Annotated in this window: 23 protein-coding genes; 14 read left to right on the top strand and 9 right to left on the bottom strand. The window is 51.4% G+C overall.

Features of this window, described 5'->3' with window-relative positions; all coding sequences use genetic code 11:
• Nucleotides 1-50 precede the first annotated feature (50 nt).
• Nucleotides 51-614 carry a 1,6-anhydro-N-acetylmuramyl-L-alanine amidase AmpD gene (gene ampD, locus SK36_RS17065; RefSeq protein ID WP_048222049.1) on the top strand — a complete coding sequence of 188 codons (564 nt, stop codon included), beginning with the start codon at nucleotides 51-53 and terminating at the stop codon, nucleotides 612-614.
• Entirely contained in the window at nucleotides 611-1,465 is an 855-nt protein-coding gene (ampE, locus tag SK36_RS17060) for a beta-lactamase regulator AmpE (protein ID WP_048222048.1), read from the top strand. The genes ampD and ampE overlap by 4 nt, the downstream gene beginning before the upstream one ends.
• Before the next feature lie 59 nt (nucleotides 1,466-1,524).
• Here ampE and aroP read toward each other — a convergent pair whose 3' ends face one another.
• Complete coding sequence (aroP, locus tag SK36_RS17055; RefSeq protein WP_167493945.1) at nucleotides 1,525-2,898, bottom strand: aromatic amino acid transporter AroP; 1,374 nt, start codon at nucleotides 2,896-2,898, stop codon at nucleotides 1,525-1,527.
• Between the two features lie 563 nt (nucleotides 2,899-3,461).
• Here aroP and pdhR point away from each other — a divergent pair.
• The 4 genes from pdhR to lpdA all read left to right on the top strand — a co-directional run bounded on the left by pdhR (nucleotide 3,462) and on the right by lpdA (nucleotide 10,553).
• Entirely contained in the window at nucleotides 3,462-4,226 is a 765-nt protein-coding gene (pdhR, locus tag SK36_RS17050; protein WP_003018699.1) for a pyruvate dehydrogenase complex transcriptional repressor PdhR, read from the top strand.
• Between the two features lie 165 nt (nucleotides 4,227-4,391).
• Nucleotides 4,392-7,055, top strand: a complete 2,664-nt coding sequence (aceE, locus tag SK36_RS17045) for a pyruvate dehydrogenase (acetyl-transferring), homodimeric type (RefSeq protein ID WP_045439866.1) — start codon at nucleotides 4,392-4,394, stop codon at nucleotides 7,053-7,055.
• Nucleotides 7,056-7,069: 14 nt separating this feature from the next.
• Nucleotides 7,070-8,953: a pyruvate dehydrogenase complex dihydrolipoyllysine-residue acetyltransferase gene (gene aceF / locus SK36_RS17040; protein ID WP_048222047.1), complete on the top strand. Its 1,884-nt coding sequence runs from the start codon at nucleotides 7,070-7,072 to the stop codon at nucleotides 8,951-8,953.
• A 175-nt stretch (nucleotides 8,954-9,128) separates the two neighbouring features.
• On the top strand, nucleotides 9,129-10,553 hold the full coding sequence (lpdA, locus tag SK36_RS17035; protein ID WP_045439872.1) for a dihydrolipoyl dehydrogenase: 1,425 nt from the start codon (nucleotides 9,129-9,131) through the stop codon (nucleotides 10,551-10,553).
• 106 nt (nucleotides 10,554-10,659) lie between these two features.
• Here the strand turns inward: lpdA and SK36_RS17030 are convergent, their stop codons facing one another.
• On the bottom strand, nucleotides 10,660-11,454 hold the full coding sequence (locus tag SK36_RS17030) for a DUF2950 family protein (RefSeq protein WP_048222046.1): 795 nt from the start codon (nucleotides 11,452-11,454) through the stop codon (nucleotides 10,660-10,662).
• A 10-nt stretch (nucleotides 11,455-11,464) separates the two neighbouring features.
• On the bottom strand, nucleotides 11,465-13,051 hold the full coding sequence (locus SK36_RS17025; protein ID WP_048222045.1) for a DUF3300 domain-containing protein: 1,587 nt from the start codon (nucleotides 13,049-13,051) through the stop codon (nucleotides 11,465-11,467).
• 432 nt (nucleotides 13,052-13,483) lie between these two features.
• Between SK36_RS17025 and acnB the strand changes: the two genes are divergently transcribed.
• Together acnB and yacL are read left to right on the top strand one after the other, a co-directional pair.
• Nucleotides 13,484-16,081: a bifunctional aconitate hydratase 2/2-methylisocitrate dehydratase gene (gene acnB, locus SK36_RS17020; protein ID WP_048222044.1), complete on the top strand. Its 2,598-nt coding sequence runs from the start codon at nucleotides 13,484-13,486 to the stop codon at nucleotides 16,079-16,081.
• Nucleotides 16,082-16,267: 186 nt separating this feature from the next.
• Nucleotides 16,268-16,633, top strand: coding sequence for a protein YacL (yacL, locus tag SK36_RS17015; protein ID WP_045439883.1), 366 nt, complete (start codon nucleotides 16,268-16,270; stop codon nucleotides 16,631-16,633).
• Between the two features lie 61 nt (nucleotides 16,634-16,694).
• Here the strand turns inward: yacL and SK36_RS17010 are convergent, their stop codons facing one another.
• Nucleotides 16,695-17,042 carry a YacC family pilotin-like protein gene (locus SK36_RS17010; RefSeq protein ID WP_000846617.1) on the bottom strand — a complete coding sequence of 116 codons (348 nt, stop codon included), beginning with the start codon at nucleotides 17,040-17,042 and terminating at the stop codon, nucleotides 16,695-16,697.
• Between the two features lie 153 nt (nucleotides 17,043-17,195).
• Between SK36_RS17010 and cueO the strand changes: the two genes are divergently transcribed.
• Nucleotides 17,196-18,776 (top strand): multicopper oxidase CueO, encoded by a 1,581-nt coding sequence (gene cueO / locus SK36_RS17005; protein ID WP_048222043.1) that lies wholly within the window; start codon nucleotides 17,196-17,198, stop codon nucleotides 18,774-18,776.
• A 236-nt stretch (nucleotides 18,777-19,012) separates the two neighbouring features.
• Complete coding sequence (gene hpt / locus SK36_RS17000; RefSeq protein WP_003018658.1) at nucleotides 19,013-19,549, top strand: hypoxanthine phosphoribosyltransferase; 537 nt, start codon at nucleotides 19,013-19,015, stop codon at nucleotides 19,547-19,549.
• Between the two features lie 96 nt (nucleotides 19,550-19,645).
• On the opposite strand, the gene can is transcribed toward hpt, so the two are convergent.
• Nucleotides 19,646-20,308, bottom strand: coding sequence for a carbonate dehydratase (gene can, locus SK36_RS16995; RefSeq protein ID WP_045439892.1), 663 nt, complete (start codon nucleotides 20,306-20,308; stop codon nucleotides 19,646-19,648).
• A 107-nt stretch (nucleotides 20,309-20,415) separates the two neighbouring features.
• Here can and SK36_RS16990 point away from each other — a divergent pair, with 107 nt between their 5' ends.
• From SK36_RS16990 to SK36_RS16975, 4 genes are all read left to right on the top strand, one after another.
• The gene (locus tag SK36_RS16990; protein ID WP_048222042.1) at nucleotides 20,416-21,342 is read left to right on the top strand and encodes an ABC transporter ATP-binding protein; all 927 of its coding nucleotides are present in this window, start codon (nucleotides 20,416-20,418) and stop codon (nucleotides 21,340-21,342) included.
• The gene (locus SK36_RS16985) at nucleotides 21,339-22,109 is read left to right on the top strand and encodes an ABC transporter permease (RefSeq protein WP_045439897.1); all 771 of its coding nucleotides are present in this window, start codon (nucleotides 21,339-21,341) and stop codon (nucleotides 22,107-22,109) included. The genes SK36_RS16990 and SK36_RS16985 overlap by 4 nt, the downstream gene beginning before the upstream one ends.
• A 103-nt stretch (nucleotides 22,110-22,212) precedes the next feature.
• Nucleotides 22,213-22,653, top strand: a complete 441-nt coding sequence (locus SK36_RS16980) for a PTS sugar transporter subunit IIA (RefSeq protein ID WP_045439900.1) — start codon at nucleotides 22,213-22,215, stop codon at nucleotides 22,651-22,653.
• 61 nt (nucleotides 22,654-22,714) lie between these two features.
• On the top strand, nucleotides 22,715-23,944 hold the full coding sequence (locus tag SK36_RS16975; protein ID WP_048222041.1) for a polysaccharide deacetylase family protein: 1,230 nt from the start codon (nucleotides 22,715-22,717) through the stop codon (nucleotides 23,942-23,944).
• A gap of 6 nt (nucleotides 23,945-23,950) precedes the next feature.
• Here the strand turns inward: SK36_RS16975 and panD are convergent, their stop codons facing one another.
• The 4 genes from panD to folK all read right to left on the bottom strand — a co-directional run bounded on the left by panD (nucleotide 23,951) and on the right by folK (nucleotide 26,764).
• On the bottom strand, nucleotides 23,951-24,331 hold the full coding sequence (panD, locus tag SK36_RS16970; protein ID WP_023178331.1) for an aspartate 1-decarboxylase: 381 nt from the start codon (nucleotides 24,329-24,331) through the stop codon (nucleotides 23,951-23,953).
• A gap of 92 nt (nucleotides 24,332-24,423) precedes the next feature.
• Nucleotides 24,424-25,278 carry a pantoate--beta-alanine ligase gene (gene panC / locus SK36_RS16965; RefSeq protein WP_045439910.1) on the bottom strand — a complete coding sequence of 285 codons (855 nt, stop codon included), beginning with the start codon at nucleotides 25,276-25,278 and terminating at the stop codon, nucleotides 24,424-24,426.
• Nucleotides 25,279-25,360: 82 nt separating this feature from the next.
• Nucleotides 25,361-26,152, bottom strand: a complete 792-nt coding sequence (panB, locus tag SK36_RS16960) for a 3-methyl-2-oxobutanoate hydroxymethyltransferase (RefSeq protein ID WP_048222040.1) — start codon at nucleotides 26,150-26,152, stop codon at nucleotides 25,361-25,363.
• A 120-nt stretch (nucleotides 26,153-26,272) separates the two neighbouring features.
• On the bottom strand, nucleotides 26,273-26,764 hold the full coding sequence (gene folK / locus SK36_RS16955) for a 2-amino-4-hydroxy-6-hydroxymethyldihydropteridine diphosphokinase (RefSeq protein ID WP_048222039.1): 492 nt from the start codon (nucleotides 26,762-26,764) through the stop codon (nucleotides 26,273-26,275).
• Nucleotides 26,765-26,781: the final 17 nt, after the last annotated feature.

Below are 26,781 nucleotides of genomic sequence, written 5' to 3'. Positions count from 1 at the left end.
AACATGCTACCCTGAACCTGATATGAGCACCACCAATAAGGAGATTCTGCATGTTGTTAGATGAGGGCTGGCTGGCTGAGGCACGACGCGTTCCTTCTCCACATTACGATTGCCGCCCGGACGACGAAACCCCTTCTTTGCTGGTGGTTCATAACATCAGTCTGCCGCCTGGTGAATTTGGTGGTCCGTGGATAGACGCGTTATTCACTGGAACAATTGATCCCAATGCCCACCCTTTTTTTGCAGAGATCGCCCATTTGCGCGTTTCTGCCCATTGTCTGATTCGTCGCGACGGCGAGATTGTGCAGTATGTCCCTTTTAATAAACGCGCCTGGCATGCAGGTGTATCGAACTATCAGGGACGTGAACGCTGTAATGACTTTTCGATTGGTATTGAGCTGGAGGGAACGGATACGCTGGCCTATACCGATGCGCAGTACCAGCAACTGGCAGCCGTTACGCATGCTCTGATTCAGCGTTATCCGGAAATTGCCAGTAACATAACCGGGCATTGTGATATTGCGCCTGAGCGTAAGACCGATCCCGGTCCGTCTTTTGACTGGGCAAGGTTTCGCGCCCTGGTCACCCCCTCGTCACACAAGGAGATGACATGACGCTGTTTACAACATTGCTGGTGTTGATGGTTGAACGCCTGTTTAAGCTGGGTGAACACTGGCAGCTTGACCACAGGCTCGAAGCCTTCTTCCGCCGGATAAAACATTTTTCTATGGCGCGCACATCAGGAATGACAATTATCGCGATGGCGGTGACGTTTTTGCTGCTGCGAGCCCTGCATGGGCTGCTGTTTAATGTCCCGCTGCTGGTGGTTTGGATCTCAATTGGCTTGCTGTGCATTGGCGCAGGTAAGGTTCGTCTTCATTACCATGCATACCTGAATGCGGCTTCGCGTAATGATGCACATGCCCGTGAGGCGATGGCCAGCGAACTCACGCTTATCCATGGTGTTCCACCGGACTGTGATGAGCGTGAGTTTTTGCGTGAACTGCAAAATGCGCTGTTATGGAACAACTTTCGCTTTTACCTGGCGCCGTTATTCTGGTTGATCGTCGGTGGCCCATGGGGACCGGTGACGCTGGTAGGCTATGCTTTTCTGCGCGCGTGGCAGTCCTGGTTGGCGCGTTATCAGACACCTCATCAGCGTTTACAATCGGGTATTGATGCGATTCTGCATGTGCTGGATTGGATCCCGGTACGTCTTGCCGGTGTGGTCTATGCGCTGCTGGGGCATGGTGAAAAGGCGCTACCTGCCTGGTTTGCCTCGCTGGGAGATCTGCATACTTCGCAATATCAGGTGTTAACTCGCCTGGCGCAGTTCTCGCTGGCGCGTGAATCTCACACCGATAAAGTAGAAACACCTAAAGCCGCTGTTTCAATGGCCAAGAAAACTTCGTTCGTAGTGGTGGTCGTTATTGCGCTGCTGACGATTTACGGGACGTTGATTTAACGTATTGTTGCCGGACGGCGTAGGTAATACCCCCTACCTTATGCAGGTAGGGGGTATAATTAATGCGCTTTAACAGCCCTGGCTGTTTTTTGTTTGCACAGATAGCCAATACCAAGAATGGCAATCCACACCGGGATCAGGTAAACAGAGATTGCCATGCCTGGTGTCATCAGCATAATCACCAGTACAGCTGCCATGAAAATCAGGCAGATCCAGTTACCCATCGGATAGAACAGCGCCGGGAAGCGGGTGGCAACGCCCTGTTGTTGTTTCGCTTTGCGGAACTTCATGTGCGCGAGGCTGATCATTGCCCAGTTGATCACCAGTGCAGAAACCACCAGTGCCATCAGTAAACCAAATGCGGATTCCGGTGCCAGATAGTTAATCAGTACGCATAAAGCCGTAACCAGCGCAGAGACCAGGATCGTGTTGACTGGTACACCGCGTTTATCCACGCTCATCAGTACTTTTGGCGCATTACCCTGCTGAGCCAGACCGAACAGCATACGACTGTTGCAATATACACAGCTGTTATAAACAGAAAGAGCAGCGGTCAGCACCACGACGTTCAGCGCATTAGCGACGAATGTGTCTCCCAGTTCGTGGAAGATCAGTACGAACGGGCTGGTATCTGCTGTCACACGCGTCCACGGCATCAAAGAGAGCAGAACGGCCAGGGAGCCTACGTAGAAAATCAGGATACGGTAAATAACCTGGTTGGTCGCTTTGGGGATGCTTTGTTCCGGGTTATCCGCTTCTGCAGCCGTGATGCCAACCAACTCAAGTCCACCGAAGGAGAACATGATAATAGCCATCATCATGACCAGACCGGTGAAACCGTGTGGCAGGAAGCCACCTTGATCCCACAAGTTACTGACGCTGGCCTGCGGGCCACCGTTGCCGCTAAACAGCAACCAGCCGCCGAACAGGATCATCGCCACGACCGCAATGACTTTAATAATGGCGAACCAGAACTCCATCTCACCGAACACTTTAACGTTGGTCAGGTTGATGGCGTTGATAGCAACGAAAAAGACCGCAGCAGAAACCCAGGTTGGAATTTCTGGCCACCAGAACTGAATGTATTTCCCGACGGCAGTCAACTCGGCCATGGCAACCAGTACGTACAGTACCCAGTAGTTCCAGCCGGAGGAAAAACCTGCGAAACCGCCCCAATATTTATAAGCAAAGTGGCTGAAGGAGCCTGCAACTGGCTCTTCAACCACCATTTCACCCAACTGACGCATTATCAAAAAGGCAATAAAGCCGGCGATAGCGTAACCCAGAATAATACCCGGCCCTGCAGACTGAATAACGGATGCGCTCCCGAGGAATAACCCGGTGCCTATCGCGCCACCCAGCGCGATAAGCTGTATATGGCGGTTTTTAAGGCCGCGCTTTAGCTGATCGCCATGCTGTTGACTTTCCATCATGAAACCTCGTGTGTGGTTTTACTCTTTATATTCGAGTACCTATTTTTTGAACCACGCAGTGACGCGTGTGTAAGTTTGCAATTCCGTTTGTTGTATTGTTTTGTTTACGGCAGTGGTAGGTAAAATGTTGCCTAAATACTTTTGTCCTGGACAGAATAATGTTATGCGGACGCGAATGCACCTGCTTTATGAAGGGGGGATGACGAGTTGAATAAAAAGAAACCATTTGTAAACACAGGATTATCTACCACAAAATTTCCGATATGAATTTTTATTCGAAAATTGTGCTTACAAAATCGATAAATTGAGAGTTGAATCGGTTCAGATAAGATATTTTTTCGTTTCAATTACGTTAAAACTACTCCGTGATGGGTAAATTTAACATTTGTGCATAGTTACATGTTTGAAACGTTATTTCTGTAATGTTGTTAAAATGTGCCCGCTTTACTGATTTCAATCAAAACCTGTATGGACAGAAGGTGAATACTTTGTTACTTTAGCGTCAAGAACATGAAATTGGTAAGACCAATTGACTTCGGGCAAATGGCTTAAGACAGGAAATCATGGCCTACAGCAAAATCCGCCAACCAAAACTCTCCGATGTGATTGAGCAGCAGCTGGAGTTTTTAATTCTTGAGGGGACACTTCGCCCCGGAGAAAAACTCCCACCGGAACGCGAGCTGGCAAAACAGTTCGACGTATCCCGCCCCTCTTTACGCGAGGCGATCCAACGCCTTGAAGCGAAGGGTTTGCTGCTTCGTCGTCAGGGCGGTGGCACTTTTGTGCAGAGTAGCCTGTGGCAGAGCTTTAGCGACCCACTGGTCGAACTGCTCTCCGACCATCCTGAATCCCAGTTTGACCTGCTTGAGACGCGTCATGCGCTGGAAGGTATTGCTGCATATTACGCAGCACTGCGCAGCACGGATGAAGATAAAACGCGTATCCGTGAACTCCACCATGCAATCGAGCTTGCTCAACAGTCCGGCGATCTTGACGGCGAGTCTGATGCGGTTCTCCAGTATCAAATTGCTGTCACTGAGGCGGCACACAATGTAGTGCTCCTCCATTTGCTAAGGTGTATGGAGCCCATGTTGGCCCAGAACGTCCGCCAAAACTTTGAATTGCTGTATGCGCGTCGGGAAATGCTGCCACTGGTTAGCAGTCACCGCACCCGTATTTTTGAGGCAATTATTGCCGGTAAGCCAGAAGAGGCACGCGAAGCGTCCCACCGTCATCTGGCGTTTATCGAAGAAATTTTGCTGGACAGAAGTCGTGAGGAAAGCCGTCGTGAACGCGCCTTACGCCGTCTGGAGCAACGAAAGAATTAGTGATTTTTCTGGCAGAAAGTTAACCAGAAGATGTTGTAAATCATGCGCCAATTAAAGTGCGCGGCAACTAAACGCAGAACCTGTCTTATTGTGCTCTTGCGAGCAAGAACACAATGGGACAGGTTCCAGATAACTCAACGTACTAGATAGATAAGGAATACCCCCATGTCAGAACGTTTCCCAAATGACGTGGATCCGATCGAAACTCGCGACTGGCTACAGGCGATCGAATCGGTCATCCGTGAAGAAGGTGTTGAGCGTGCTCAGTATCTGATCGACCAACTGCTTTCAGAAGCCCGCAAAGGCGGCGTGAAAGTAGCGGCAGGTGCAGGGGCCAGCAATTATATAAACACTATTGCCGTTGAAGATGAACCGGAATACCCGGGCAATCTGGAGCTGGAGCGTCGTATTCGTTCTGCTATCCGCTGGAACGCCATCATGACCGTACTGCGTGCGTCTAAAAAGGACCTCGAGCTGGGTGGCCACATGGCATCCTTCCAGTCCTCCGCAACGGTATATGATGTTTGCTTCAACCATTTCTTCCGTGCACGCAACGAGCAGGATGGCGGCGACCTGATTTACTTCCAGGGCCACATCTCTCCGGGCATCTATGCACGCGCATTCCTGGAAGGTCGTCTGACTGAAGAGCAGATGAACAACTTCCGTCAGGAAGTTCATGGCAAAGGCCTGTCTTCCTACCCGCACCCGAAACTGATGCCAGAATTCTGGCAGTTCCCGACCGTTTCTATGGGTCTGGGTCCAATCGGTGCTATCTACCAGGCTAAATTCCTGAAGTATCTGGAACACCGTGGTCTGAAAGATACCTCTAAACAAACCGTTTACGCCTTCCTGGGCGACGGCGAGATGGATGAGCCAGAATCTAAAGGTGCGATCACCATCGCGACCCGTGAAAAACTGGACAACCTGGTCTTTGTTATCAACTGTAACCTGCAGCGTCTTGACGGCCCGGTCACCGGTAACGGCAAGATTGTTAACGAACTGGAAGGCATCTTCGCGGGCGCTGGCTGGAACGTGATCAAAGTCATGTGGGGCGGTCGTTGGGATGAGCTGCTGCGTAAAGACACCAGCGGTAAACTGATCCAACTGATGAACGAAACCGTTGATGGCGACTACCAGACCTTCAAATCCAAAGATGGCGCTTACGTTCGTGAGCACTTCTTCGGTAAATACCCGGAAACCGCAGCACTGGTTGCTGACTGGACTGACGAACAGATTTGGGCTCTGAACCGTGGTGGTCACGATCCGAAGAAAGTCTACGCAGCACTGAAAAAAGCGCAGGAAACCAAAGGCAAAGCAACTGTAATCCTCGCCCATACCATCAAAGGTTACGGCATGGGTGACACCGCTGAAGGTAAAAACATCGCGCACCAGGTTAAGAAAATGAACATGGACGGCGTGCGTTACATCCGCGACCGTTTCAACGTTCCTGTAACCGATGAGCAGGTTGAAAACCTGTCTTACATTACCTTCCCGGAAGGTTCTGAAGAGCATACCTATCTGCACGCTCAGCGTCAGAAACTGCACGGTTACCTGCCGGCTCGTCAGCCGAACTTCACCGAGAAACTGGAGCTGCCGGCTCTGGAAGACTTCGGTGCGCTGCTGGAAGAGCAGAACAAAGAAATCTCCACCACTATCGCTTTCGTTCGTGCCCTGAACGTGATGCTGAAGAACAAGTCGATCAAAGATCGTCTGGTGCCGATCATCGCCGACGAAGCACGTACTTTCGGTATGGAAGGTCTGTTCCGCCAGATCGGTATCTACAGCCCGAACGGCCAGCAGTACACTCCGCAGGACCGTGAGCAGGTTGCTTACTACAAAGAAGACGAGAAAGGTCAGATCCTGCAGGAAGGTATCAACGAACTGGGTGCTGGCGCGTCCTGGTTGGCTGCTGCGACCTCTTACAGCACCAACGATCTGCCGATGATCCCGTTCTACATTTACTACTCCATGTTCGGGTTCCAGCGTATCGGCGACCTGTGCTGGCAGGCGGGCGATCAGCAGGCGCGCGGCTTCCTGATCGGTGGTACTTCCGGTCGTACAACGCTGAACGGTGAAGGTCTGCAGCACGAAGATGGTCACAGCCATATTCAGTCTCTGACTATCCCGAACTGTATCTCTTACGATCCGTCTTACGCGTACGAAGTTGCAGTCATCATGCATGATGGTCTGGAGCGCATGTACGGCGAGAAACAAGAGAACGTTTACTACTACATCACCACGCTGAACGAAAACTACCACATGCCGGCAATGCCAGCAGGTGCCGAGGAAGGTATCCGTAAAGGTATCTACAAACTCGAAACCCTCGAAGGTAGCAAAGGTAAAGTTCAGCTGCTGGGCTCCGGTTCTATTCTGCGTCACGTACGTGAAGCAGCGCAGATCCTGGCGAACGACTACGGCGTAGGTTCTGACGTGTATAGCGTCACGTCCTTCACTGAACTGGCGCGTGATGGCCAGGATTGTGAGCGCTGGAACATGCTGCATCCGCTGGAAACCCCACGCGTTCCGTACATTGCTCAGGTGATGAACGACGCGCCGGCTGTAGCATCTACTGACTATATGAAACTGTTTGCCGAACAGGTTCGTACTTACGTACCGGCTGATGATTACCGTGTACTGGGTACTGACGGCTTCGGTCGCTCTGACAGCCGTGAAAACCTGCGTCACCACTTCGAAGTTGACGCTTCTTATGTGGTTGTAGCGGCACTGGGCGAACTGGCTAAACGTGGCGAAATCGATAAGAAAGTGGTTGCTGACGCTATCACTAAATTCAATATCGATGCAGATAAAGTTAACCCGCGTCTGGCGTAAGAGGTAAAAGAATAATGGCTATCGAAATCAATGTACCGGACATCGGGGCTGATGAAGTTGAAATCACCGAGATCCTGGTCAAAGTGGGCGACAAAGTTGAAGCTGAACAGTCGCTGATCACCGTAGAAGGCGACAAAGCCTCTATGGAAGTTCCGTCCCCTCAGGCGGGTATCGTTAAAGAGATTAAAGTCTCTGTTGGCGATAAAACTGAGACCGGCAAACTGATCATGATTTTCGATTCCGCCGACGGTGCAGCAGCTGCTGCACCTGCTCCGGCAGAAGAGAAGAAAGAAGCCGCTCCTGCAGCTGCTCCTGCTGCTGCGGCAGCGAAAGATGTACACGTACCGGACATCGGCGGTGACGAAGTTGAAGTCACTGAGATCATGGTCAAAGTGGGCGACACCGTTGCGGCTGAACAGTCTCTGATTACTGTAGAAGGCGACAAAGCCTCTATGGAAGTCCCGGCACCGTTCGCGGGCACCGTGAAAGAGATCAAAATCAGCACTGGCGACAAAGTGTCTACCGGCTCCCTGATCATGGTCTTCGAAGTAGCAGGCAGCGCGCCTGCAGCTGCTCAGGCTGCTGCACCAGCCGCAGCGGCGGCTCCGGCTGCCACGGGTTCTAAAGAAGTTAATGTACCGGACATCGGCGGTGACGAAGTTGAAGTGACCGAAGTGATGGTGAAAGTGGGCGATAAAATTGCCGCTGAGCAGTCACTGATCACCGTTGAAGGTGACAAAGCGTCTATGGAAGTGCCGGCTCCGTTCGCGGGTACCGTTAAAGAAATCAAAATCAGTACTGGCGACAAAGTGAAAACCGGTTCTCTGATTATGATCTTCGAAGTAGAAGGCGCAGCACCAGCTGCCGCTCCGGCACAAGCCGCTGCCCCGGCTCCGGCCGCAGCACCTGCACAGGCTGCTGCACCTGCTCCGGCGGCGAAAGCTGAAGGTAAATCTGACTTCGCAGAAAACGATGCTTACGTCCACGCGACTCCGCTGATTCGTCGCCTGGCGCGCGAATTTGGTGTGAACCTGGCGAAAGTGAAAGGGACGGGCCGTAAAGGTCGTATCCTGCGCGAAGACGTTCAGGCTTACGTGAAAGATGCGGTTAAACGCGCTGAATCTGCACCGGCAGCTGCGGCTGGCGGCGGTATTCCGGGCATGCTGCCTTGGCCGAAAGTGGACTTCAGCAAGTTTGGTGAAATCGAGGAAGTGGAACTGGGCCGTATCCAGAAAATCTCTGGTGCTAACCTGAGCCGTAACTGGGTGATGATCCCGCATGTTACTCACTTCGACAAAACCGATATCACCGATCTGGAAGCGTTCCGTAAACAGCAGAACGCCGAAGCTGAGAAACGTAAACTGGACGTGAAATTCACACCAGTTGTCTTCATCATGAAAGCCGTTGCCGCTGCTCTTGAGCAGATGCCACGCTTTAACAGCTCCCTGTCCGAAGATGGCCAGAAGCTGACGCTGAAGAAATACATCAACATCGGTGTTGCGGTTGATACCCCGAATGGTCTGGTCGTTCCGGTCTTTAAAGACGTGAACAAGAAGAGCATTACCGAGCTGTCTCGTGAACTGACTACGATCTCCAAGAAAGCGCGTGATGGTAAGCTGACTGCTGGCGAAATGCAGGGCGGTTGCTTCACTATCTCCAGCATCGGCGGCCTGGGTACTACCCATTTCGCACCGATTGTGAACGCGCCTGAAGTGGCTATTCTCGGCGTGTCCAAGTCTGCTATTGAACCGGTGTGGAACGGTAAAGAGTTTACTCCGCGTCTGATGATGCCGATTTCACTCTCCTTCGACCACCGCGTGATTGACGGTGCTGATGGTGCTCGCTTTATCACCATCATCAACAACACGCTGTCTGACATTCGCCGTCTGGTGATGTAAGCGAAAAAGCCGGCCCGACGGCCGGCTTTTTTCTGGTAATCTCATGAAGTCAGTGAGGTTATTGTGCGAAAGACAAATCGGTTGCCGTTTGTTGTTTCAAAATTGTTAACAATTTTGTAAAATACTGGCGGATAGAACGACCCGGTGGACGACGGGTATAAATTAAGAGGTCATGATGAGCACTGAAATCAAAACTCAGGTCGTGGTACTTGGGGCAGGCCCTGCAGGTTACTCTGCTGCCTTCCGTTGCGCAGATTTAGGTCTGGAGACCGTCATCGTAGAACGTTACAGCACCCTCGGTGGTGTTTGTCTGAACGTCGGCTGTATCCCTTCTAAAGCACTGTTGCACGTAGCAAAAGTTATCGAAGAAGCCAAAGCACTGGCAGAGCACGGTATTGTTTTCGGCGAGCCGAAAACCGATATCGACAAGATTCGTACCTGGAAAGAAAAAGTTATCACCCAACTGACTGGCGGGCTGGCTGGTATGGCCAAAGGCCGTAAAGTGAAAGTGGTAAACGGTCTGGGTAAATTTACCGGGGCGAACACCCTGGAAGTTGAAGGCGAAAACGGCAAAACCGTGATCAACTTCGACAACGCGATCATCGCGGCGGGTTCCCGTCCGATCGAACTGCCGTTTATTCCGCATGAAGATCCGCGCGTGTGGGATTCCACCGACGCGCTGGAGCTGAAAACCGTACCAAAACGCCTGCTGGTTATGGGTGGCGGTATCATCGGTCTGGAAATGGGTACTGTGTACCATGCGCTGGGTTCAGAGATCGACGTGGTTGAAATGTTTGACCAGGTTATCCCGGCTGCCGATAAAGACGTGGTTAAAGTCTTCACCAAACGTATCAGCAAGAAATTCAACCTGATGCTGGAAACCAAAGTGACTGCCGTTGAAGCAAAAGCAGACGGTATTTACGTTTCCATGGAAGGCAAAAAAGCGCCGGCAGAAGCACAGCGTTATGACGCCGTGCTGGTGGCTATCGGTCGTGTGCCGAACGGTAAGAACCTCGACGCTGGTAAAGCTGGCGTGGAAGTTGATGACCGTGGCTTCATCCGTGTTGACAAACAACTGCGTACCAACGTACCGCACATCTTTGCAATCGGCGATATCGTCGGTCAGCCGATGCTGGCGCACAAAGGTGTTCACGAAGGTCACGTTGCTGCTGAAGTTATCGCCGGTAAGAAACACTACTTCGATCCGAAAGTTATCCCATCCATTGCGTACACTGAACCAGAAGTTGCATGGGTTGGCCTGACTGAGAAAGAAGCGAAAGAAAAAGGCATCAGCTATGAAACCGCCACCTTCCCGTGGGCTGCTTCTGGCCGTGCTATCGCTTCCGACTGCGCAGACGGTATGACCAAACTGATTTTCGACAAAGAATCTCACCGTGTTATCGGTGGCGCGATTGTCGGCACCAACGGCGGCGAGCTGCTGGGTGAAATCGGTCTGGCGATCGAAATGGGCTGTGATGCTGAAGATATCGCGCTGACCATCCACGCGCACCCGACTCTGCACGAGTCTGTGGGCCTGGCGGCAGAAGTGTTCGAAGGTAGCATTACCGACCTGCCGAACCCGAAAGCGAAGAAAAAATAATCTTCCCACTTTTGTGAAAACGCCTCTTCGGAGGCGTTTTTTTTGCCTGAAGCATAACAGCAACTAATCTGACGCTTTAGATCCGTATAGCCAAAGTGCTGGAGACTCAGGGCGCTACAGGTTGCCAGGATTTATCAGGGCTGTATTCGGTCATTGCCTGCGCTTTCTGCTGGGATGTTGCGCCAAGATTGGCCTGATAAACCGTATCATCCCCACTAATAATAAAGCTCATTACACCGGTATGACTGTAACTGATGGGCCAGGCAATCATCGCAAAACCACTGGCTTTGTCGGGAAGTATGCGGAAATGATAACCGTGATAACCCGTACCTGGTTCCTGTGGACTGAAGGCGGGACCCAGAGGGCTGGGTGCTTCACCGGGGGCTACCGGCCAATAAAGACCGTCCTTTTTGCCATCTGAGCTGACAATTTTCTTTGCATATTTCTGGTTCATCGCAAAATAGCTTTGCTGCGCATCAACATACGCGTGAAGTGCTTCAATCGCGGCAAGCTCGTTGCGACCGATCTCGCGGGTCTGGATCTCTTCGGCAGCTTCCTGCATATCAAATTGCCATCCATCGGCAGTTTTGATCACAGGGATTGGGAGCTGCCAGTCACTGTCTCCGACGATCAGATGTGCCATATCACCGTTGATGACGGTGTCATGTTTCACTTTCCAGTCGCGCAGGAAGAGATCAACGGCATCAGGATCCACACCTTCCGGCGGCAGAAAGTCGCGCCAGTTCTCCCCAAGCAGGTTGCTCATGGCACCTTCATTTTGCTCGCTGATGGCATTAACCAGAGCATCGGTTGCCTGAGCTGGTGTGCTGAATTGTTGTTGCGCCATCGCGACGGACGAAACCATGAACAGCACTATCACACTGAGTAATTGTATTTTCATGTCGGCTCCCTTAACGATGACGGAATTCACGGTGTTCAGTACGCCCGGCTGGTGCCTGGCGCGATGCCTGGTTGCGGGATATTTGCCGGCTCTGGGCGCCTCGCTGTTGCTGTGCCTGCCAACTTCCTGAACGGCTATCATTGCCACTTAACGCATTGGCGCGTGGCTGGCTGGTTCGTTGTTGCATATTTCGCTGTTGATGACCGCGTTGTTGCGCCGTTTGCGAAACCCGTTTTTCCTGTCTCTGCGGTGTTGCCTGGCGGTTCTCTCGCTGTTGTGAGGATGTCCGCTTCGCGGTTTGCGGTTTTGTGTCGTAACCACGATAGTTATTACGCTGGGAAATCTGCTTCAACTGTTGGTTTGAAGCCAGGCGCTGTGCATCTTTAGTCCCCGGACGCGTTGTTTGAGGGAATGTTTTCCCCGTCGATTTCTCCATCTGGGACATGGCCGCCTGACGCTGGCTATCACGGTTGACTGGTTTTTGCTGTGTAGCACTGAGCCCGGTCGCTGAGTTGGTGGAGTGGAAACGGTTATTGAGCTGGTTATTAGGGTACGGTACACCTTCGCGATACGCCGGATTATGCTGCCAGGTGCGGTTGGCATCAGTTAGACGCTGCCCACTGATTTTATTGAAGTTATCAACGTTGATATTGATGTTGTTATCACCGTTGCGGTTATAACTGCCATGGTGGTTGTAATCATTATCGTGGTGGTGATCCCAGTCGTCGTCATCATCATCCCAGTCGATGTTGCTGAAGATTGCATAGGTTGTCGCCACACCGAGGCTGAAGCCCAGACCGTTAACAAAGCTGTTGCCAAATTGCTCGCCGGGTGATGGCGGTAAATAGGTCGGCGGATAGGCGGTGTTTGGCCAGGTCCCGTAAACTGTGTTTGGGTTATAGGTGGGGACGTAAACCACCTGTGGGTCGGCAGACTCAATCTTGATAACCGTCGGGCTGGTCGTGGTAGTCGTGGCACTTGTTGTCGACTCGCTGCTGGTGGTTTTAGCGGGTGCCGGTTTTGTCACGGTGGTGACAGTCTGCTGCGGCGTTGATTGTAATGCACCAGTTTGCTGCGCCAGTAAGCGCAGGCGTTGAACAGAATCCATGACGTCTTTTGGTTGCGCGAGGAAAGCATCGCCCAGATTTTGTACCCACGGCGGATTTTCTCCCAGCAGCGACATCAACTGAGGAAACGCGACCAGCGATTTCACGCTAGGATCCCACGGTTGTCCGGCTACGGCCTGAATAGCGGCATCACCCTGCATTTTGGGATTGTCTTTCGACCATTGCGCAGCCTGAATAACGTTGGCCGGGTAGGTTGAGGCCATCAATATTTGCGACAACAACGCATCGGGATAGAGCGCAATTGGCGCAACCCACTGATCGATTTGCGCGGCGGAGTATGTTGGCGTTACGGTCGGTGCAGGTTGATCGGCTGGCGCGGCTGCGGGGGCCGCTGCGGCAGGGGCTTGCTCGACAGGCGCAGGAGCTGCAGGTTCCGTTGTGCGACTTTTGACGAGCATTACGCCTGAGGCGGCAAACAGCCCGGCACTGCACAAAAGGACGAGCAGGTGTGGCTTAATGGGCAACTTCATAAAATGACTCCAACGAGACAAGCGTTGTGCCGTGAGGCGTTCTTGTTGCCGCGAGTATCAATCACCCGTGTTTTACAGTTTTGACTTTTATTGGGAAACCGCCCGTAGTGTCCGGATAAAGAGTGTGAACATTTATTACACAATTATATCTGATGGTTGAAAAGCCGCTGGAATATTCGGAAGGTCACTCTTGCAAGTTACGGCTGCACAGCGTTTTTTGTGCTCGAATTTTGCCCTTTCTTTCCGCTATACCATTCTTAACGATTCAGCCAATTTTTTATGTTACTTTTTTGTAAACAGATTAACACTTAATGAAAATCCTGTTATTGTGCCCTATGCGGTACCGGGCATTTACCCTACAAACTGCTGTCTCACAGGAGCGTGAAGAGAATCGCCTACCGCATATGACAATGAGAGCGAGGAGATACCGTCGTGCTAGAAGAATACCGTAAGCACGTAGCTGAGCGTGCCGCCCTTGGGATTGTGCCAAAACCTTTAGATGCAACCCAAATGGCCGCACTTGTCGAGCTGCTGAAGACTCCGCCTGTGGGCGAAGAAGAATTCCTGTTAGACCTGTTGATCAACCGCGTTCCTCCTGGCGTAGATGAAGCCGCTTATGTAAAAGCCGGTTTTCTTGCCGCTGTCGCGAAAGGCGACACAACCTCCCCGCTGGTGACACCAGAAAAAGCCATTGAACTGCTGGGTACTATGCAGGGTGGTTACAACATTCATCCGCTGATTGATGCTCTGGATGATGCAAAACTGGCGCCGATTGCCGCCAAAGCCCTCTCTTCAACACTGCTGATGTTCGATAATTTCTATGATGTAGAAGAGAAAGCCAAAGCAGGCAACGAATATGCAAGGCAGGTGATGCAATCCTGGGCTGATGCAGAATGGTTCCTGAATCGGCCTGCACTGGCTGAGAAAATCACCGTTACCGTGTTTAAAGTGACGGGTGAAACCAACACCGATGACCTGTCCCCGGCGCCGGATGCCTGGTCTCGTCCGGATATCCCTCTGCACGCTCTGGCAATGCTGAAAAACGCCCGTGAAGGTATCGAGCCGGATCAGCCGGGCAGCGTTGGCCCGATCAAACAGATCGAAGAGTTGCAGAAAAAAGGTTACCCGCTGGCTTACGTAGGTGATGTTGTCGGCACCGGTTCTTCACGTAAATCTGCAACCAACTCCGTGTTGTGGTTCATGGGCGATGATATTCCTCATGTCCCGAACAAGCGCGGCGGCGGTTTGTGTCTCGGCGGCAAAATTGCGCCCATCTTCTTCAATACCATGGAAGATGCGGGCGCACTGCCAATCGAAGTCGATGTGTCTAACCTGAACATGGGCGATGTGATTGACGTTTACCCGTTCAAAGGTGAAGTGCGTAACCACGCAACAGGTGAACTGCTGGCAAGCTTTGAGCTGAAAACTGAAGTACTGATCGACGAAGTGCGTGCCGGTGGCCGTATTCCGTTGATTATCGGCCGTGGCCTGACAACCAAAGCGCGTGAGGCGCTTGGTCTGCCGCACAGCGACGTATTCCGTCAGGCGAAAGATGTGGCTGAAAGCAGCCGTGGCTTCTCTCTGGCACAGAAAATGGTTGGTCGCGCTTGTGGCGTGAAAGGTGTCCGTCCGGGCGCGTACTGCGAACCGAAGATGACCTCCGTAGGTTCTCAGGATACCACCGGCCCAATGACCCGTGATGAACTGAAAGATCTGGCGTGTCTGGGCTTTTCTTCAGATCTGGTTATGCAGTCGTTCTGTCATACCGCGGCGTATCCGAAGCCGGTAGACGTGACCACGCACCATACACTGCCTGACTTCATCATGAACCGTGGCGGCGTATCGCTTCGTCCGGGCGATGGTGTTATCCACTCCTGGCTGAACCGCATGCTGCTGCCGGATACCGTGGGTACTGGTGGTGACTCTCATACCCGTTTCCCGATCGGTATCTCCTTCCCGGCAGGCTCTGGCCTGGTAGCGTTTGCTGCTGCGACTGGTGTAATGCCACTGGATATGCCGGAATCCGTTCTGGTGCGTTTCAAAGGCAAAATGCAGCCGGGTATCACCCTGCGCGACCTGGTTCACGCCATTCCGCTGTACGCGATCAAACAGGGTCTGCTGACCGTTGAGAAGAAAGGTAAGAAAAACATCTTCTCTGGTCGCATTCTGGAAATCGAAGGTCTGCCGGATCTGAAAGTTGAACAGGCGTTTGAGCTGACCGATGCCTCTGCTGAGCGTTCCGCTGCGGGCTGTACCATCAAGCTGAACAAAGAGCCGATCATTGAATACCTCAGCTCTAACATCGTTCTGCTGAAGTGGATGATCGCAGAAGGTTACGGCGATCGCCGTACGCTGGAGCGTCGTATTCAGGGTATGGAAAAATGGCTGGCCGATCCGCAACTGCTGGAAGGCGATGCTGACGCCGAATATGCGGCAGTGATCGATATCGATCTGGCTGATATCAAAGAGCCAATCCTGTGCGCGCCGAACGATCCGGACGATGCGCGTCTGCTGTCTGACGTGCAGGGCGAGAAGATCGACGAAGTGTTCATCGGTTCCTGCATGACTAACATCGGTCACTTCCGTGCGGCAGGTAAACTGCTGGATGCGCATAAAGGCCAACTGCCGACGCGCCTGTGGGTGGCTCCGCCAACCCGTATGGATGCCGCGCAATTGACTGAAGAAGGCTACTACAGCGTCTTTGGTAAGAGCGGGGCGCGTATCGAGATCCCTGGCTGTTCACTGTGCATGGGTAACCAGGCGCGTGTGGCTGATGGCGCGACGGTAGTTTCTACCTCTACCCGTAACTTCCCGAACCGTCTGGGTACTGGTGCTAACGTCTTCCTGGCTTCTGCTGAGCTGGCGGCTGTTGCGGCGCTTATTGGTAAACTGCCAACGCCGGAAGAGTACCAGAACTATGTGGCACAGGTGGATAAAACGGCCGTGGATACTTACCGTTATCTGAACTTTGACCAACTTTCTCAGTACACCGAGAAAGCGGATAGCGTGATTTTCCAGACGGCGGTGTAACGCCATAAGCTGCTGCACCTGATTTTTGTGCACAAACTCACCAATGCCCGGTAAACCTTGCGTTACCGGGCATTTTTATTTCCAATCCTTATGCCTGCTCTGCTTTTTTTCTTTCGTTGTGCTGCGATAATTACAGCATAGGCGCAATGCGGTATTGGCGCATTGCCGGGAGTAGAGGAACACATTATGGATTACGAATTTCTGCGCGATATTACCGGAGTGGTAAAAGTGCGTATGTCCATGGGCCACGAAGTAGTGGGGCACTGGTTTAATGAAGAAGTGAAAGAGAACCTGGCCTTACTTGATGAAGTGGAACAGGCGGCACGTGCGGTAAAAGGCAGTGAACGTTCCTGGCAACGGGCAGGGCATGAATACACGCTCTGGCTGGATGGCGAAGAGGTGATGGTGCGTGCCAACCAACTGGAGTTCACGGGCGACGAAATGGAAGAAGGGATGAATTACTACGACGAAGAGAGCTTTTCGCTGTGTGGCGTAGAGGATTTTCTTCAGGTCGTGGCGGCATATCGCGAATTTGTACAGCAGGGGAAATGATTAACGCCAGATGAGTCTTTACCTGCCGGATAAGGCACTTGTGCCGCCATCCGGCTTCACATTATTTAACGTAGGCCAACAGGCTCAGGGAATCTCGTGCCAGCGCTTTGCATTTTTTTGCGACCGGAATACCAATACCGCTCAAATCGCGATAACTGTCTTCACCGAGTGATTTCATATCGAAGGTGTCGTAATTACTGAGGTCCCACTGGTTCTGTTGGGCAAAAAAGACCAGTGCGCGTCGGATCTGCCCGTTGGGCAAATTCTGGTATCCACAGTCATTTTTCAGAAAAACAAAAACTGCCGTTAAATCGGCCATATCTTCGGCTTCGGACTCGCTAAGCGCGTAGCTGTTTGCGCATACGGCCATCAGGCTGCCGAACAACACTGTTCTGAAAAACGTCTTCATTGCTTCTACCACTGCATCACGGAAATTAAACGTTAGCATACTGTGAGCGAAGCGACGACCTTTATTATCAGCCGTTCACTTGACCTTCCCGTAAGGGGAGGGCTTATGCTTAAAAGATAGCCTGCTTAAGCTGCTGAATATAAGGAAGTGATTATGCAACGTCGTGACTTTTTAAAGTACTCCGTGGCGCTGGGCGTCGCGTCAGCGTTACCTCTCTGGAGTCGTACTGTTTTTGCGGCCGACCGTCCCGTGTTGCCTGTTCCAGACCTGTTAACGGCGGATGCCTCTAATCGTATGCAACTGATCGTTAAGGCTGGGCAATCGACCTTCGGCGGTAAAACCGCTACAACCTGGGGATATAACGGTAATTTACTTGGACCTGCGGTGAAACTGCATAAAGGCAAGTCGGTGACCGTTGATATCTATAATCAGTTGGCTGAAGAGACCACATTACACTGGCACGGACTGGAGATACCTGGCGAAGTCGACGGTGGCCCGCAAGGGATTATTCCGGCGGGCGGAAAACGTTCCGTAACCTTCATCCCCGATCAACGGGCAGCAACCTGCTGGTTCCACCCGCACCAACACGGGAAAACGGGCCGTCAGGTGGCGATGGGGCTGGCTGGACTGGTGCTGATTGAAGACGATGACATCCGCAAACTGATGTTGCCGAAGCAGTGGGGAATTGATGATGTTCCGGTGATTATTCAGGACAAACAATTTTCTGCCGACGGACAAGTTAACTATCAACTGGATATGATGACAGCCGCCGTGGGTTGGTTTGGTGATACGCTGCTGACCAATGGTGCAATTTATCCGCAGCATTCCGCGCCGCGTGGGTGGTTACGTCTGCGTTTGCTAAACGGTTGTAACGCTCGCTCGCTTAACGTGGCTGCCAGCGATAATCGCCCTCTGTATGTTATTGCCAGCGATGGTGGACTGTTGGCTGAGCCGGTTAAAGTTACTGAACTTCCTATGCTGATGGGCGAACGCTTTGAAGTGCTGGTGGATATTAGCGACGGTAAAGCCTTCGATCTGCTGACCTTACCCGTGACTCAAATGGGGATGGCTATAGCGCCATTTGATAAGCCGCATCCTGTGATGCGCATTCAGCCGCTCCTTATTACTGCTTCCGGTACGCTGCCGGATACGCTGACGACAATGCCATCACTGCCTTCGCTTGATGGCCTGACTGTGCGCAAACTGCAACTATCAATGGATCCGATGCTCGACATGATGGGAATGCAAATGCTGATGCAGAAGTATGGCGAACAGGCCATGACGGGAATGGGGCATGGGCAGATGATGGGGCATATGGATAACGACGGTATGAACCACGGTAATATGAACCACGGTAATATGGGTAATATGAAACATGGCGGGAAGTTTGATTTCCATAATGCCAACCGGATCAATGGCCAGGCATTTGATATGAATAAACCCATGTTTGCGGCAACGAAAGGTCAGCATGAACGCTGGGTGATTTCCGGGCAAGGGGACATGATGCTGCATCCGTTCCACATTCACGGTACTCAGTTCCGCATTTTGTCAGAGAACGGTAAAGCGCCAGCCGCGCATCGCGCAGGCTGGAAGGACACAGTACGTGTCGAAGGTGGTGTCAGCGAGGTACTGGTGAAGTTTGACCACGACGCGCCAAAAGAAAATGCCTACATGGCGCACTGCCATCTGCTGGAGCATGAAGATACTGGTATGATGCTCGGCTTTACTGTGTAAGGGTTTCATTGCCGGATGGAATTACCGTCCGGCGATTAACATACCGACAATCCTGCTAACTATCAGAGGAACGCGGCTTCTTTACTGGTATACTTCACCCACTGAATTGTTTGTATGCTGTCGCAAGTTTTGTGGTTAGTGCGAGCCACCGTCTGTCAGTCGGTGTATCAACATAAGCGCTTTCTTTCGATTTGCATGATGTGTTAACTGATAAAAATCAGTGAGTTATATTTTTTATGAAACATACTGTAGAAGTCATGATCCCGGAAGCGGAGATCAAAGCGCGTATTGCTGAACTCGGGCGTCAGATTAACGAACGCTACAAGGACAGCGGCAGTGACATGGTGCTGGTCGGGCTGTTACGTGGCTCGTTTATGTTTATGGCAGATCTGTGCCGTGAAGTGCATGTCTCCCACGAAGTCGATTTCATGACCGCCTCCAGCTACGGCAGCGGCATGTCAACCACGCGTGATGTTAAAATCCTGAAAGACCTGGATGAAGATATTCGTGGTAAGGATGTGCTGATTGTCGAAGACATTATCGACTCCGGCAACACGCTGTCAAAAGTGCGTGAAATCCTTAGCCTGCGCGAGCCGAAATCGCTGGCGATCTGTACGCTGTTGGACAAACCTTCCCGTCGAGAAGTGAATGTCCCGGTTGAGTTTATCGGATTCTCTATCCCGGATGAGTTCGTTGTCGGCTACGGCATTGACTATGCCCAGCGTTATCGCCACCTGCCATATGTTGGCAAAGTCGTGCTGCTGGACGAGTAATTCTGTGCGAGCGCCTGATGGCGCTCTGCTTATCCGGTCTACAGGTATGTACCTCGTAGGCCGGATAAGATGGAGTCGCCGCCCGGCAATACTGCGTTATTTATGGTTTATGTGTTTTTTACTGAGGTTAGACAGACCTTGTCTGTAGCGTTGTTCCAGTGATTCACGACTGGTGGCCGTAACTTCCAGATCGCGAAGCAGACCATCATGAATACCGTAAGCCCATCCGTGAATGGTAACTTTCTGACCACGTTTCCAGGCGGACCGCATAATTGTTGAGTGGCCCAGGTTGTACACCTGTTCCATTACGTTCAGTTCGCACAGTGTATCAATACGGCGTTCCTGCGGCATCTCACCCAGCAGAGAGCTGTGTTTAAACCAGATATCGCGGATATGCAGCAACCAGTTATCAATCAGTCCCAGTTCCGTATTTTCAATGGCTGCCTGTACGCCACCGCATCCGTAATGACCACAAATAATAATATGTTCCACTTCCAGCACATCAACCGCATACTGAACGACAGAGAGACAGTTCAGATCGGTATGAATAACCAGATTGGCAACATTACGGTGGACAAATAATTCGCCCGGCTCAAGACCGGTTAAACGTTCCGCGGGAACGCGACTATCGGAACATCCAATCCATAGAAAACGTGGATTCTGCGCATGCGTCAGCGTTTCAAAAAATCCGGGATCCTCTTCTACCAGCATCTTTGACCATAGTGCATTGTTGCTGATGAGTGTATCTATGTCTTTCATGGAGGTTTCGACCCGAAGCCAGATAAATGCGATGGGCTAATATAGGGTAACTCCAGGATTAATTAAACTATATATAAAATGTCAGAACGTAAGGTAAGCAAAAAACCATGACCATTGCTCTGGAACTTCAGCAACTTAAGAAAACCTATCCCGGTGGCGTTCAGGCGCTACGTGGCATAGATTTGCAAGTCGAAGCGGGTGATTTCTATGCGCTTTTAGGCCCCAATGGCGCAGGGAAGTCCACCACTATCGGGATTATCAGTTCCCTGGTGAATAAAAGCTCCGGACGGGTTAGCGTCTTCGGATACGATCTTGAAAAAGATACGGTTAACGCTAAACGACAGCTTGGGCTGGTACCGCAGGAATTTAACTTTAACCCGTTTGAAACGGTGCAGCAGATCGTGGTGAATCAGGCGGGGTATTACGGCGTTGAGCATAAAGAGGCTGTAAAGCGCAGTGAAATATATTTAAAGCAGCTCGACCTGTGGGAAAAGCGTAGTGAGCGAGCGCGTATGCTGTCTGGCGGTATGAAGCGCCGTCTGATGATTGCCCGTGCATTGATGCATGAACCAAAGCTGCTGATCCTCGATGAACCGACAGCGGGCGTTGATATTGAATTACGTCGCTCAATGTGGGGTTTTTTAAAGGATTTAAACGACAAGGGTACGACGATTATTCTGACAACACACTATCTCGAAGAAGCGGAAATGCTGTGCCGTAATATTGGCATTATTCAGCATGGCGAGCTGGTGGAAAATACCTCAATGAAAAACCTGCTCTCCAAACTCAAGTCCGAGACCTTTATTCTCGATCTGGCGGCGAAAAGTCCGCTGCCCAAGCTGGAAGGATATCAATACCGTCTGGTTGATACCTCGACGCTGGAAGTCGAAGTGCTCAGAGAGCAAGGTGTTAACAGCGTATTTTCCCAACTGAGCGCGCAGGGGGTTCAGGTGTTGAGTATGCGTAACAAGGCAAACCGACTGGAAGAGTTGTTCGTTTCCCTGGTTCATGAAAAGCAAGGAGATCGCGCATGATGCAGCTTTACTGGGTCGCGCTGAAAAGTATCTGGGCGAAAGAGATCCACCGTTTTATGCGCATCTGGGTCCAGACTCTGGTCCCACCCGTTATCACCATGACGCTCTATTTTATTATCTTCGGTAATTTAATTGGTTCGCGTATCGGTGAAATGCACGGTTTTAGCTACATGCAATTTATTGTGCCGGGTCTGATTATGATGGCGGTTATCACTAACTCCTACGCCAACGTAGCGTCGTCATTCTTTAGTGCCAAATTTCAACGTAACATTGAAGAATTGCTGGTCGCACCGGTTCCGACGCACGTTATCATCACGGGGTTTGTCGGCGGCGGCGTGGCGCGCGGCCTGTGCGTAGGAATATTGGTTACGGCTATTTCACTGTTCTTCGTTCCGTTCCAGGTGCATTCATGGGTCTTTGTGGCGCTAACGCTGGTGCTGACGGCGGTTCTGTTTTCGTTGGCTGGGTTATTGAATGCCGTCTTTGCCAAAACCTTTGACGACATCAGCCTGATCCCAACTTTCGTACTGACGCCGTTGACCTACCTGGGGGGCGTTTTCTACTCGTTAACGTTGTTGCCGCCATTCTGGCAGGGGTTGTCGCATCTCAACCCGATTGTTTACATGATCAGTGGATTCCGCTACGGCTTCCTGGGCATCCATGATGTGCCGCTGGTCACGACATTCGGTGTACTGGTGGTGTTTATCGCGGCATTTTATTTGCTGTGCTGGTACCTGATTCAGCGTGGGCGCGGGTTACGTAGCTAATTATTTCTTCCTCTCCCATCACGGGAGAGGAAGACCTTTGATGTTTATCACCGTTAAGTTTTTATCACTCTGATAAACTACTTGCCTGCTAAGGAGGTGGGCAATGTTAGGTTGGGTAATTACCTGTCATGATGATAACGCACAGGATATGCTGCATCGTCTGGAAGAAAAGTACGGCCCTCTGGCGCAATGCCAGGTGGTCAGTTTTTGGCATGGTCTAAGTTCGAATATGTTAAGCCGGATGATGTGCGATGCTCTGCATGCTGCCGATTCTGGTGATGGCGTGATATTCCTGACAGATATTGCTGGCTCTGCGCCATACCGCGTGGCCGCGTTGATGAGTCATAAGCATCCGGCCTGTGAAGTGATTTCCGGGATAAGCTATCCATTGCTGGAGCGAATGCTTTTGTCGCGAGAGTCGATGAGCAGTTCTGCGTTTCGTGATGAAATAGTCTCTCTTGGAGGCCCTGGCGTTACGAGTTTGTGGCATCAACAACAGAAAAATCCGCCTTTTGTTTTACTGCATGATTTGTATGAGTATTAATCATTGGTATTGATGATGCTTTTGCTACAATAGCTGAGGTTCTTCGCCTCGGTTAACTCATATGGCTACGCGCGTCCTGCTCATACTGTTGTTCCTGTTCTCTGGTTGTGCTGCTGCCGCTTTGCCTGCTCGTTATATGCAAACTACTGAAGATGCTGCCGTCTGGGCGCAGATTGGCAATAAAATGGTGACGGTAGGCCATATTCGCGCAGGTCAAATCCTCTCAGTCATCCCCACTGGCGAAGACTATTACGCATTTACATTTGGATTTGGCCGAGGGTTTATCGATAAAGGCCATCTGGATCGCGTACAGGGGCGGCAGAAGGTGGAAGATGGCCTGGGTGATCTCAATAAACCGCTGAGCAATCAGAACCTGGTTACCTGGAAAGCGACACCTGTTTACAATGCCCCTGACGCCGGTAGCGCACCGTTTGGCGTGCTGGCGGACAATCTGCGATATCCCATAATTAACAGATTGAAGGACAGGCTAAACCAGACGTGGTACCAAATTCGTATTGGTGACAGGCTGGCCTACGTTAGCGCGCTGGATGCGCAGCAAGACCACGGTATTCCGGTACTGACCTATCACCATATTCTGCGTGATGAAGAGAACACCCGTTTTCGTCATACCTCTACTACCACCTCCGTACGCGCTTTCAGCAACCAGATGACATGGCTGCGCGATATGGGTTACACCACGCTGACCCTGTATCAGTTGGAAGACTATGTGCGTAACCGCTCTAATTTGCCTGCGCGGGCGGTAGTGATTACCTTTGATGATGGTTTGAAGTCGGTGAGCCGTTATGCATACCCGGTACTGAAACAGTATGGAATGAAGGCGACGGCATTTATTATCTCATCACGTATTAAGCGCCATCCGCAGAAGTGGGATCCGAAATCGCTGCAGTTTATGAGTATTTCTGAACTGAATGAGATCAGGGATGTGTTCGACTTCCAGTCACATACCCATTTTTTACATCGTGTGGATGGTTATCACCGACCGATCCTGCTTAGCCGTAGCTATCACAATATTCTTTTTGATTTTGCGCATTCTCGTCGGGCGCTGGCGCAATTTAACCCGCATGTTCTTTATCTATCTTATCCGTTTGGCGGTTATAACGTGACGGCCGTGAAGGCGGCGAATGATGCAGGGTTTCATATGGCTGTGACCACGGTGAAAGGAAAGGTAAAACCAGGAGATAACCCAATGCTGTTAAAACGGTTGTATATCTTAAGAACGGATTCGTTAGAGACCATGTCGCGGCTGGTCAGCAACCAGCCGCAGGGGTAGCCTTTATCAAGCTACCTGTACCGGGATGGCTTTCGCAGTACGTTTCATTTCATTGTCACCTTCAAAGTAGGCAACTTTTGGCCGCCAGGTACGCGCTTCTTCATCAGACATCGTGACGAAGCTGGCGATAATCACAATATCGCCAACCTCGGCACAGTGCGCGGCCGCACCGTTCACCGAGATGATTTTAGAACCGCGTTCAGCCGCAATGGCGTAGGTCGAGAAACGTTTACCATTAGTCACGTTCCAGATATCAATGGCTTCGTTTTCCAGGATGCCGGAAGCATCAAGGAAATCCTGGTCAATGGCGCAGGAGCCTTCGTAATGCAGGTCCGCCTGTGTGACTTTCACGCGGTGGAGCTTGCCTTGCAGCATGGTGCGAATCATAACGTCTACCTTTAACGCTTATCAGAAGCAAAGCAGGCGGTACCTGCTTTGAGTAATTTCTTAGGCAGTATTGCCCTATTTTTAACCCCTGTCTACTGGGCTAATGTTACACTCAGATTGTCGATCAAACGTGCCTGACCCAGCCATGCAGCGACCAGAATCACCGCGCGTTTGCTGCTGTCAGTCAGCTCGAGCAGCGTATCAGCATCGCGGATTTGAATGTCGTCGGCACGAAAACCTTTTTCATTCAGTTCTTGTTCAGCAATGGCAATTATCTCTTCCTGCTCACGTTCACCAGCCTGTAATTTTTCACCAATACTGCTCATCACTTTGAACAATCCGGGCGCGATTTTTCGCTGCTCTGCGGTCAGATAGCCATTGCGTGAACTGAGGGCCAGGCCGTCTTTAGCGCGAATAATGGGAACGCCGACGATCTCAATGTCATATCCCATGTCGGCAACCATTTTGCGGATCAGCGCCAGTTGCTGAAAATCCTTCTCGCCAAAACATGCGATATCCGGTTGGATCAGATTGAACAGTTTGCTGACGATGGTAGCAACACCACGGAAGTGACCAGGACGACTTGCGCCTTCCAGCATGGTGGAAAGCCCCGGAACTTCTACATAGGTTTGGCTATCTGTCCCTTGCGGGTAGATTTCTTGCGCTGCAGGAGCAAAGACAAAATCAACTTTGCGCTTGTTCAGCTTTTCGCAGTCTTCTTGCAGCGTACGCGGGTAGCGCACCAGATCGTCCGGACGGTCGAACTGCATTGGGTTGACGAAAATACTGACGATCACCACATCAGCCTGAGCTTTTGCTTCATCGACCAGCTTCATGTGACCGTCGTGTAGGTTTCCCATGGTAGGGACCAGAGCCACACGTTTACCTTCCTGACGCAGACGACGAATGTGCTGGCGTAACAGCGGCAGGGTTTCAATAATTAGCACAACAAGACTCCTTTAGTTGCCTGATGATCTGTAGGCCAGGAAAGCGCAACGCCTTATTTGGCCTACAAATTCCAAACTTTGCTTAATGGAAGCTATGTTCTTCACCCGGGTAGACGCCGGATTCAACCTCCGCAATATACTGCCGCACTGCGGCGCGCATGTCGCCTGCTTCATTGAGGAAATTTTTAGCAAATTTTGGAATATGGCCGCCTGTGATACCAAACGCGTCATGCATCACCAGGATCTGACCATCGGTGACATTGCCTGCGCCTATACCGATGACCGGAATGGACAGAGCTTCAGTCACGCGTTTAGCCAGCTCAACCGGAACGCATTCCAGCACCAGCAACTGTGCTCCTGCGGCTTCTAACGCCAGCGCATCGTCGAGCAATGTCTGGCCCGCATCTCCGCGACCCTGCACCTTATAGCCACCGAAGATGTTAACTGACTGAGGGGTTAAGCCCAGATGGCCGCATACCGGTACCGCGCGATCGGTGAGCATTTTCACCGTATCAACCAGCCACGCACCGCCTTCAATCTTGACCATATTCGCGCCCGCGCGCATAACAACGGCGGCGTTTTCAAAGGCCTGTTGCGGTGTGGCATAGGCCATAAACGGCAGGTCGGAAAGCAGCAGGCAGTTTGGCGCACCACGACGCACAGCACGGGTGTGATAGGCAACGTCTTCGACGCTGACCGGCAAGGTGGAGTCGTGCCCTTGTACCGTCATCCCCAGTGAATCGCCTACCAGCATCACATTGATACCTTCGTCGGCAAATAATTTGGCGAAGCTGTAGTCGTAGGCCGTAATAGTCGCGAAGTGCTTTTTCTCTTGCTTACATTTTTGCAGCAATGAGATAGTCGTTGGTTTCATAACATTTCCTGAATGTGGAAGTCATATTTAACGGCATTCTAGCAGTCAGATTCAGGGCGGCAATTGTTTTAAGCAACCGTTTGGCGCAAAAGTAGTAAACTTTTTAGGTGAGAGTATGCTTTACCAGTGCGCAGGTTTTGCTACGGCGAGGCGGGTGAGATGCTGATGTAAGCTGATACCATCCGGGAAGGTCAGGTCGGGCGCGATTTCAAATAGCGGCCACAACATAAAGCCCCGGTTTTTCATATCGTAATGCGGAACCGTCAGGCGCTCGGTGTTAATCACGTCATTGCCAAATAACATGATGTCGAGATCCAGCGTACGCGGACCCCAGCGCTCGGCTTTGCGTACCCGACCTTGCTGCAACTCAATACGTTGAGTGTGATTAAGCAATTCTTCAGGTTCGAGGGTTGTTTCCAGCGCAACGGCAGCATTCAGATAATCAGGTTGATCCTGAGGACCTAATGGCGGCGTGCGGTAGAAGGATGAAACGGCGATGATCCGGCTGTCCGGGATTTCTCCCAGCGCCTGCACGGCAGCATTTACCTGCTCAAGAGGAGAGGCTAAATTACTGCCGAGCGCGATATATACCCGTTGTCTTTCAAGCTGCATTTGTGTTGGCTTTCCTT

The organism is Citrobacter sp. MGH106 (assembly GCF_001037495.1).
GTDB classification, from domain to species: domain Bacteria; phylum Pseudomonadota; class Gammaproteobacteria; order Enterobacterales; family Enterobacteriaceae; genus Citrobacter; species Citrobacter murliniae.
This window is presented reverse-complemented; position numbering and strand designations above follow the sequence as displayed.

Coding starts and splice junctions, on each gene's coding strand:
- aroP (WP_167493945.1), bottom strand. CDS start 2,898: ATGATGGAAAGTCAACAGCATGGCGATCAGCTAAAGCGCGGCCTTAAA.
- SK36_RS17030 (WP_048222046.1), bottom strand. CDS start 11,454: ATGAAAATACAATTACTCAGTGTGATAGTGCTGTTCATGGTTTCGTCC.
- SK36_RS17010 (WP_000846617.1), bottom strand. CDS start 17,042: ATGAAGACGTTTTTCAGAACAGTGTTGTTCGGCAGCCTGATGGCCGTA.
- ampD (WP_048222049.1), top strand. CDS start 51: ATGTTGTTAGATGAGGGCTGGCTGGCTGAGGCACGACGCGTTCCTTCT.
- SK36_RS16975 (WP_048222041.1), top strand. CDS start 22,715: ATGGCTACGCGCGTCCTGCTCATACTGTTGTTCCTGTTCTCTGGTTGT.
- pdhR (WP_003018699.1), top strand. CDS start 3,462: ATGGCCTACAGCAAAATCCGCCAACCAAAACTCTCCGATGTGATTGAG.
- SK36_RS16980 (WP_045439900.1), top strand. CDS start 22,213: ATGTTAGGTTGGGTAATTACCTGTCATGATGATAACGCACAGGATATG.
- folK (WP_048222039.1), bottom strand. CDS start 26,764: ATGCAGCTTGAAAGACAACGGGTATATATCGCGCTCGGCAGTAATTTA.
- aceE (WP_045439866.1), top strand. CDS start 4,392: ATGTCAGAACGTTTCCCAAATGACGTGGATCCGATCGAAACTCGCGAC.
- cueO (WP_048222043.1), top strand. CDS start 17,196: ATGCAACGTCGTGACTTTTTAAAGTACTCCGTGGCGCTGGGCGTCGCG.
- lpdA (WP_045439872.1), top strand. CDS start 9,129: ATGAGCACTGAAATCAAAACTCAGGTCGTGGTACTTGGGGCAGGCCCT.
- SK36_RS17025 (WP_048222045.1), bottom strand. CDS start 13,051: ATGAAGTTGCCCATTAAGCCACACCTGCTCGTCCTTTTGTGCAGTGCC.
- SK36_RS16985 (WP_045439897.1), top strand. CDS start 21,339: ATGATGCAGCTTTACTGGGTCGCGCTGAAAAGTATCTGGGCGAAAGAG.
- hpt (WP_003018658.1), top strand. CDS start 19,013: ATGAAACATACTGTAGAAGTCATGATCCCGGAAGCGGAGATCAAAGCG.
- panB (WP_048222040.1), bottom strand. CDS start 26,152: ATGAAACCAACGACTATCTCATTGCTGCAAAAATGTAAGCAAGAGAAA.
- aceF (WP_048222047.1), top strand. CDS start 7,070: ATGGCTATCGAAATCAATGTACCGGACATCGGGGCTGATGAAGTTGAA.
- yacL (WP_045439883.1), top strand. CDS start 16,268: ATGGATTACGAATTTCTGCGCGATATTACCGGAGTGGTAAAAGTGCGT.
- SK36_RS16990 (WP_048222042.1), top strand. CDS start 20,416: ATGACCATTGCTCTGGAACTTCAGCAACTTAAGAAAACCTATCCCGGT.
- can (WP_045439892.1), bottom strand. CDS start 20,308: ATGAAAGACATAGATACACTCATCAGCAACAATGCACTATGGTCAAAG.
- ampE (WP_048222048.1), top strand. CDS start 611: ATGACGCTGTTTACAACATTGCTGGTGTTGATGGTTGAACGCCTGTTT.
- panD (WP_023178331.1), bottom strand. CDS start 24,331: ATGATTCGCACCATGCTGCAAGGCAAGCTCCACCGCGTGAAAGTCACA.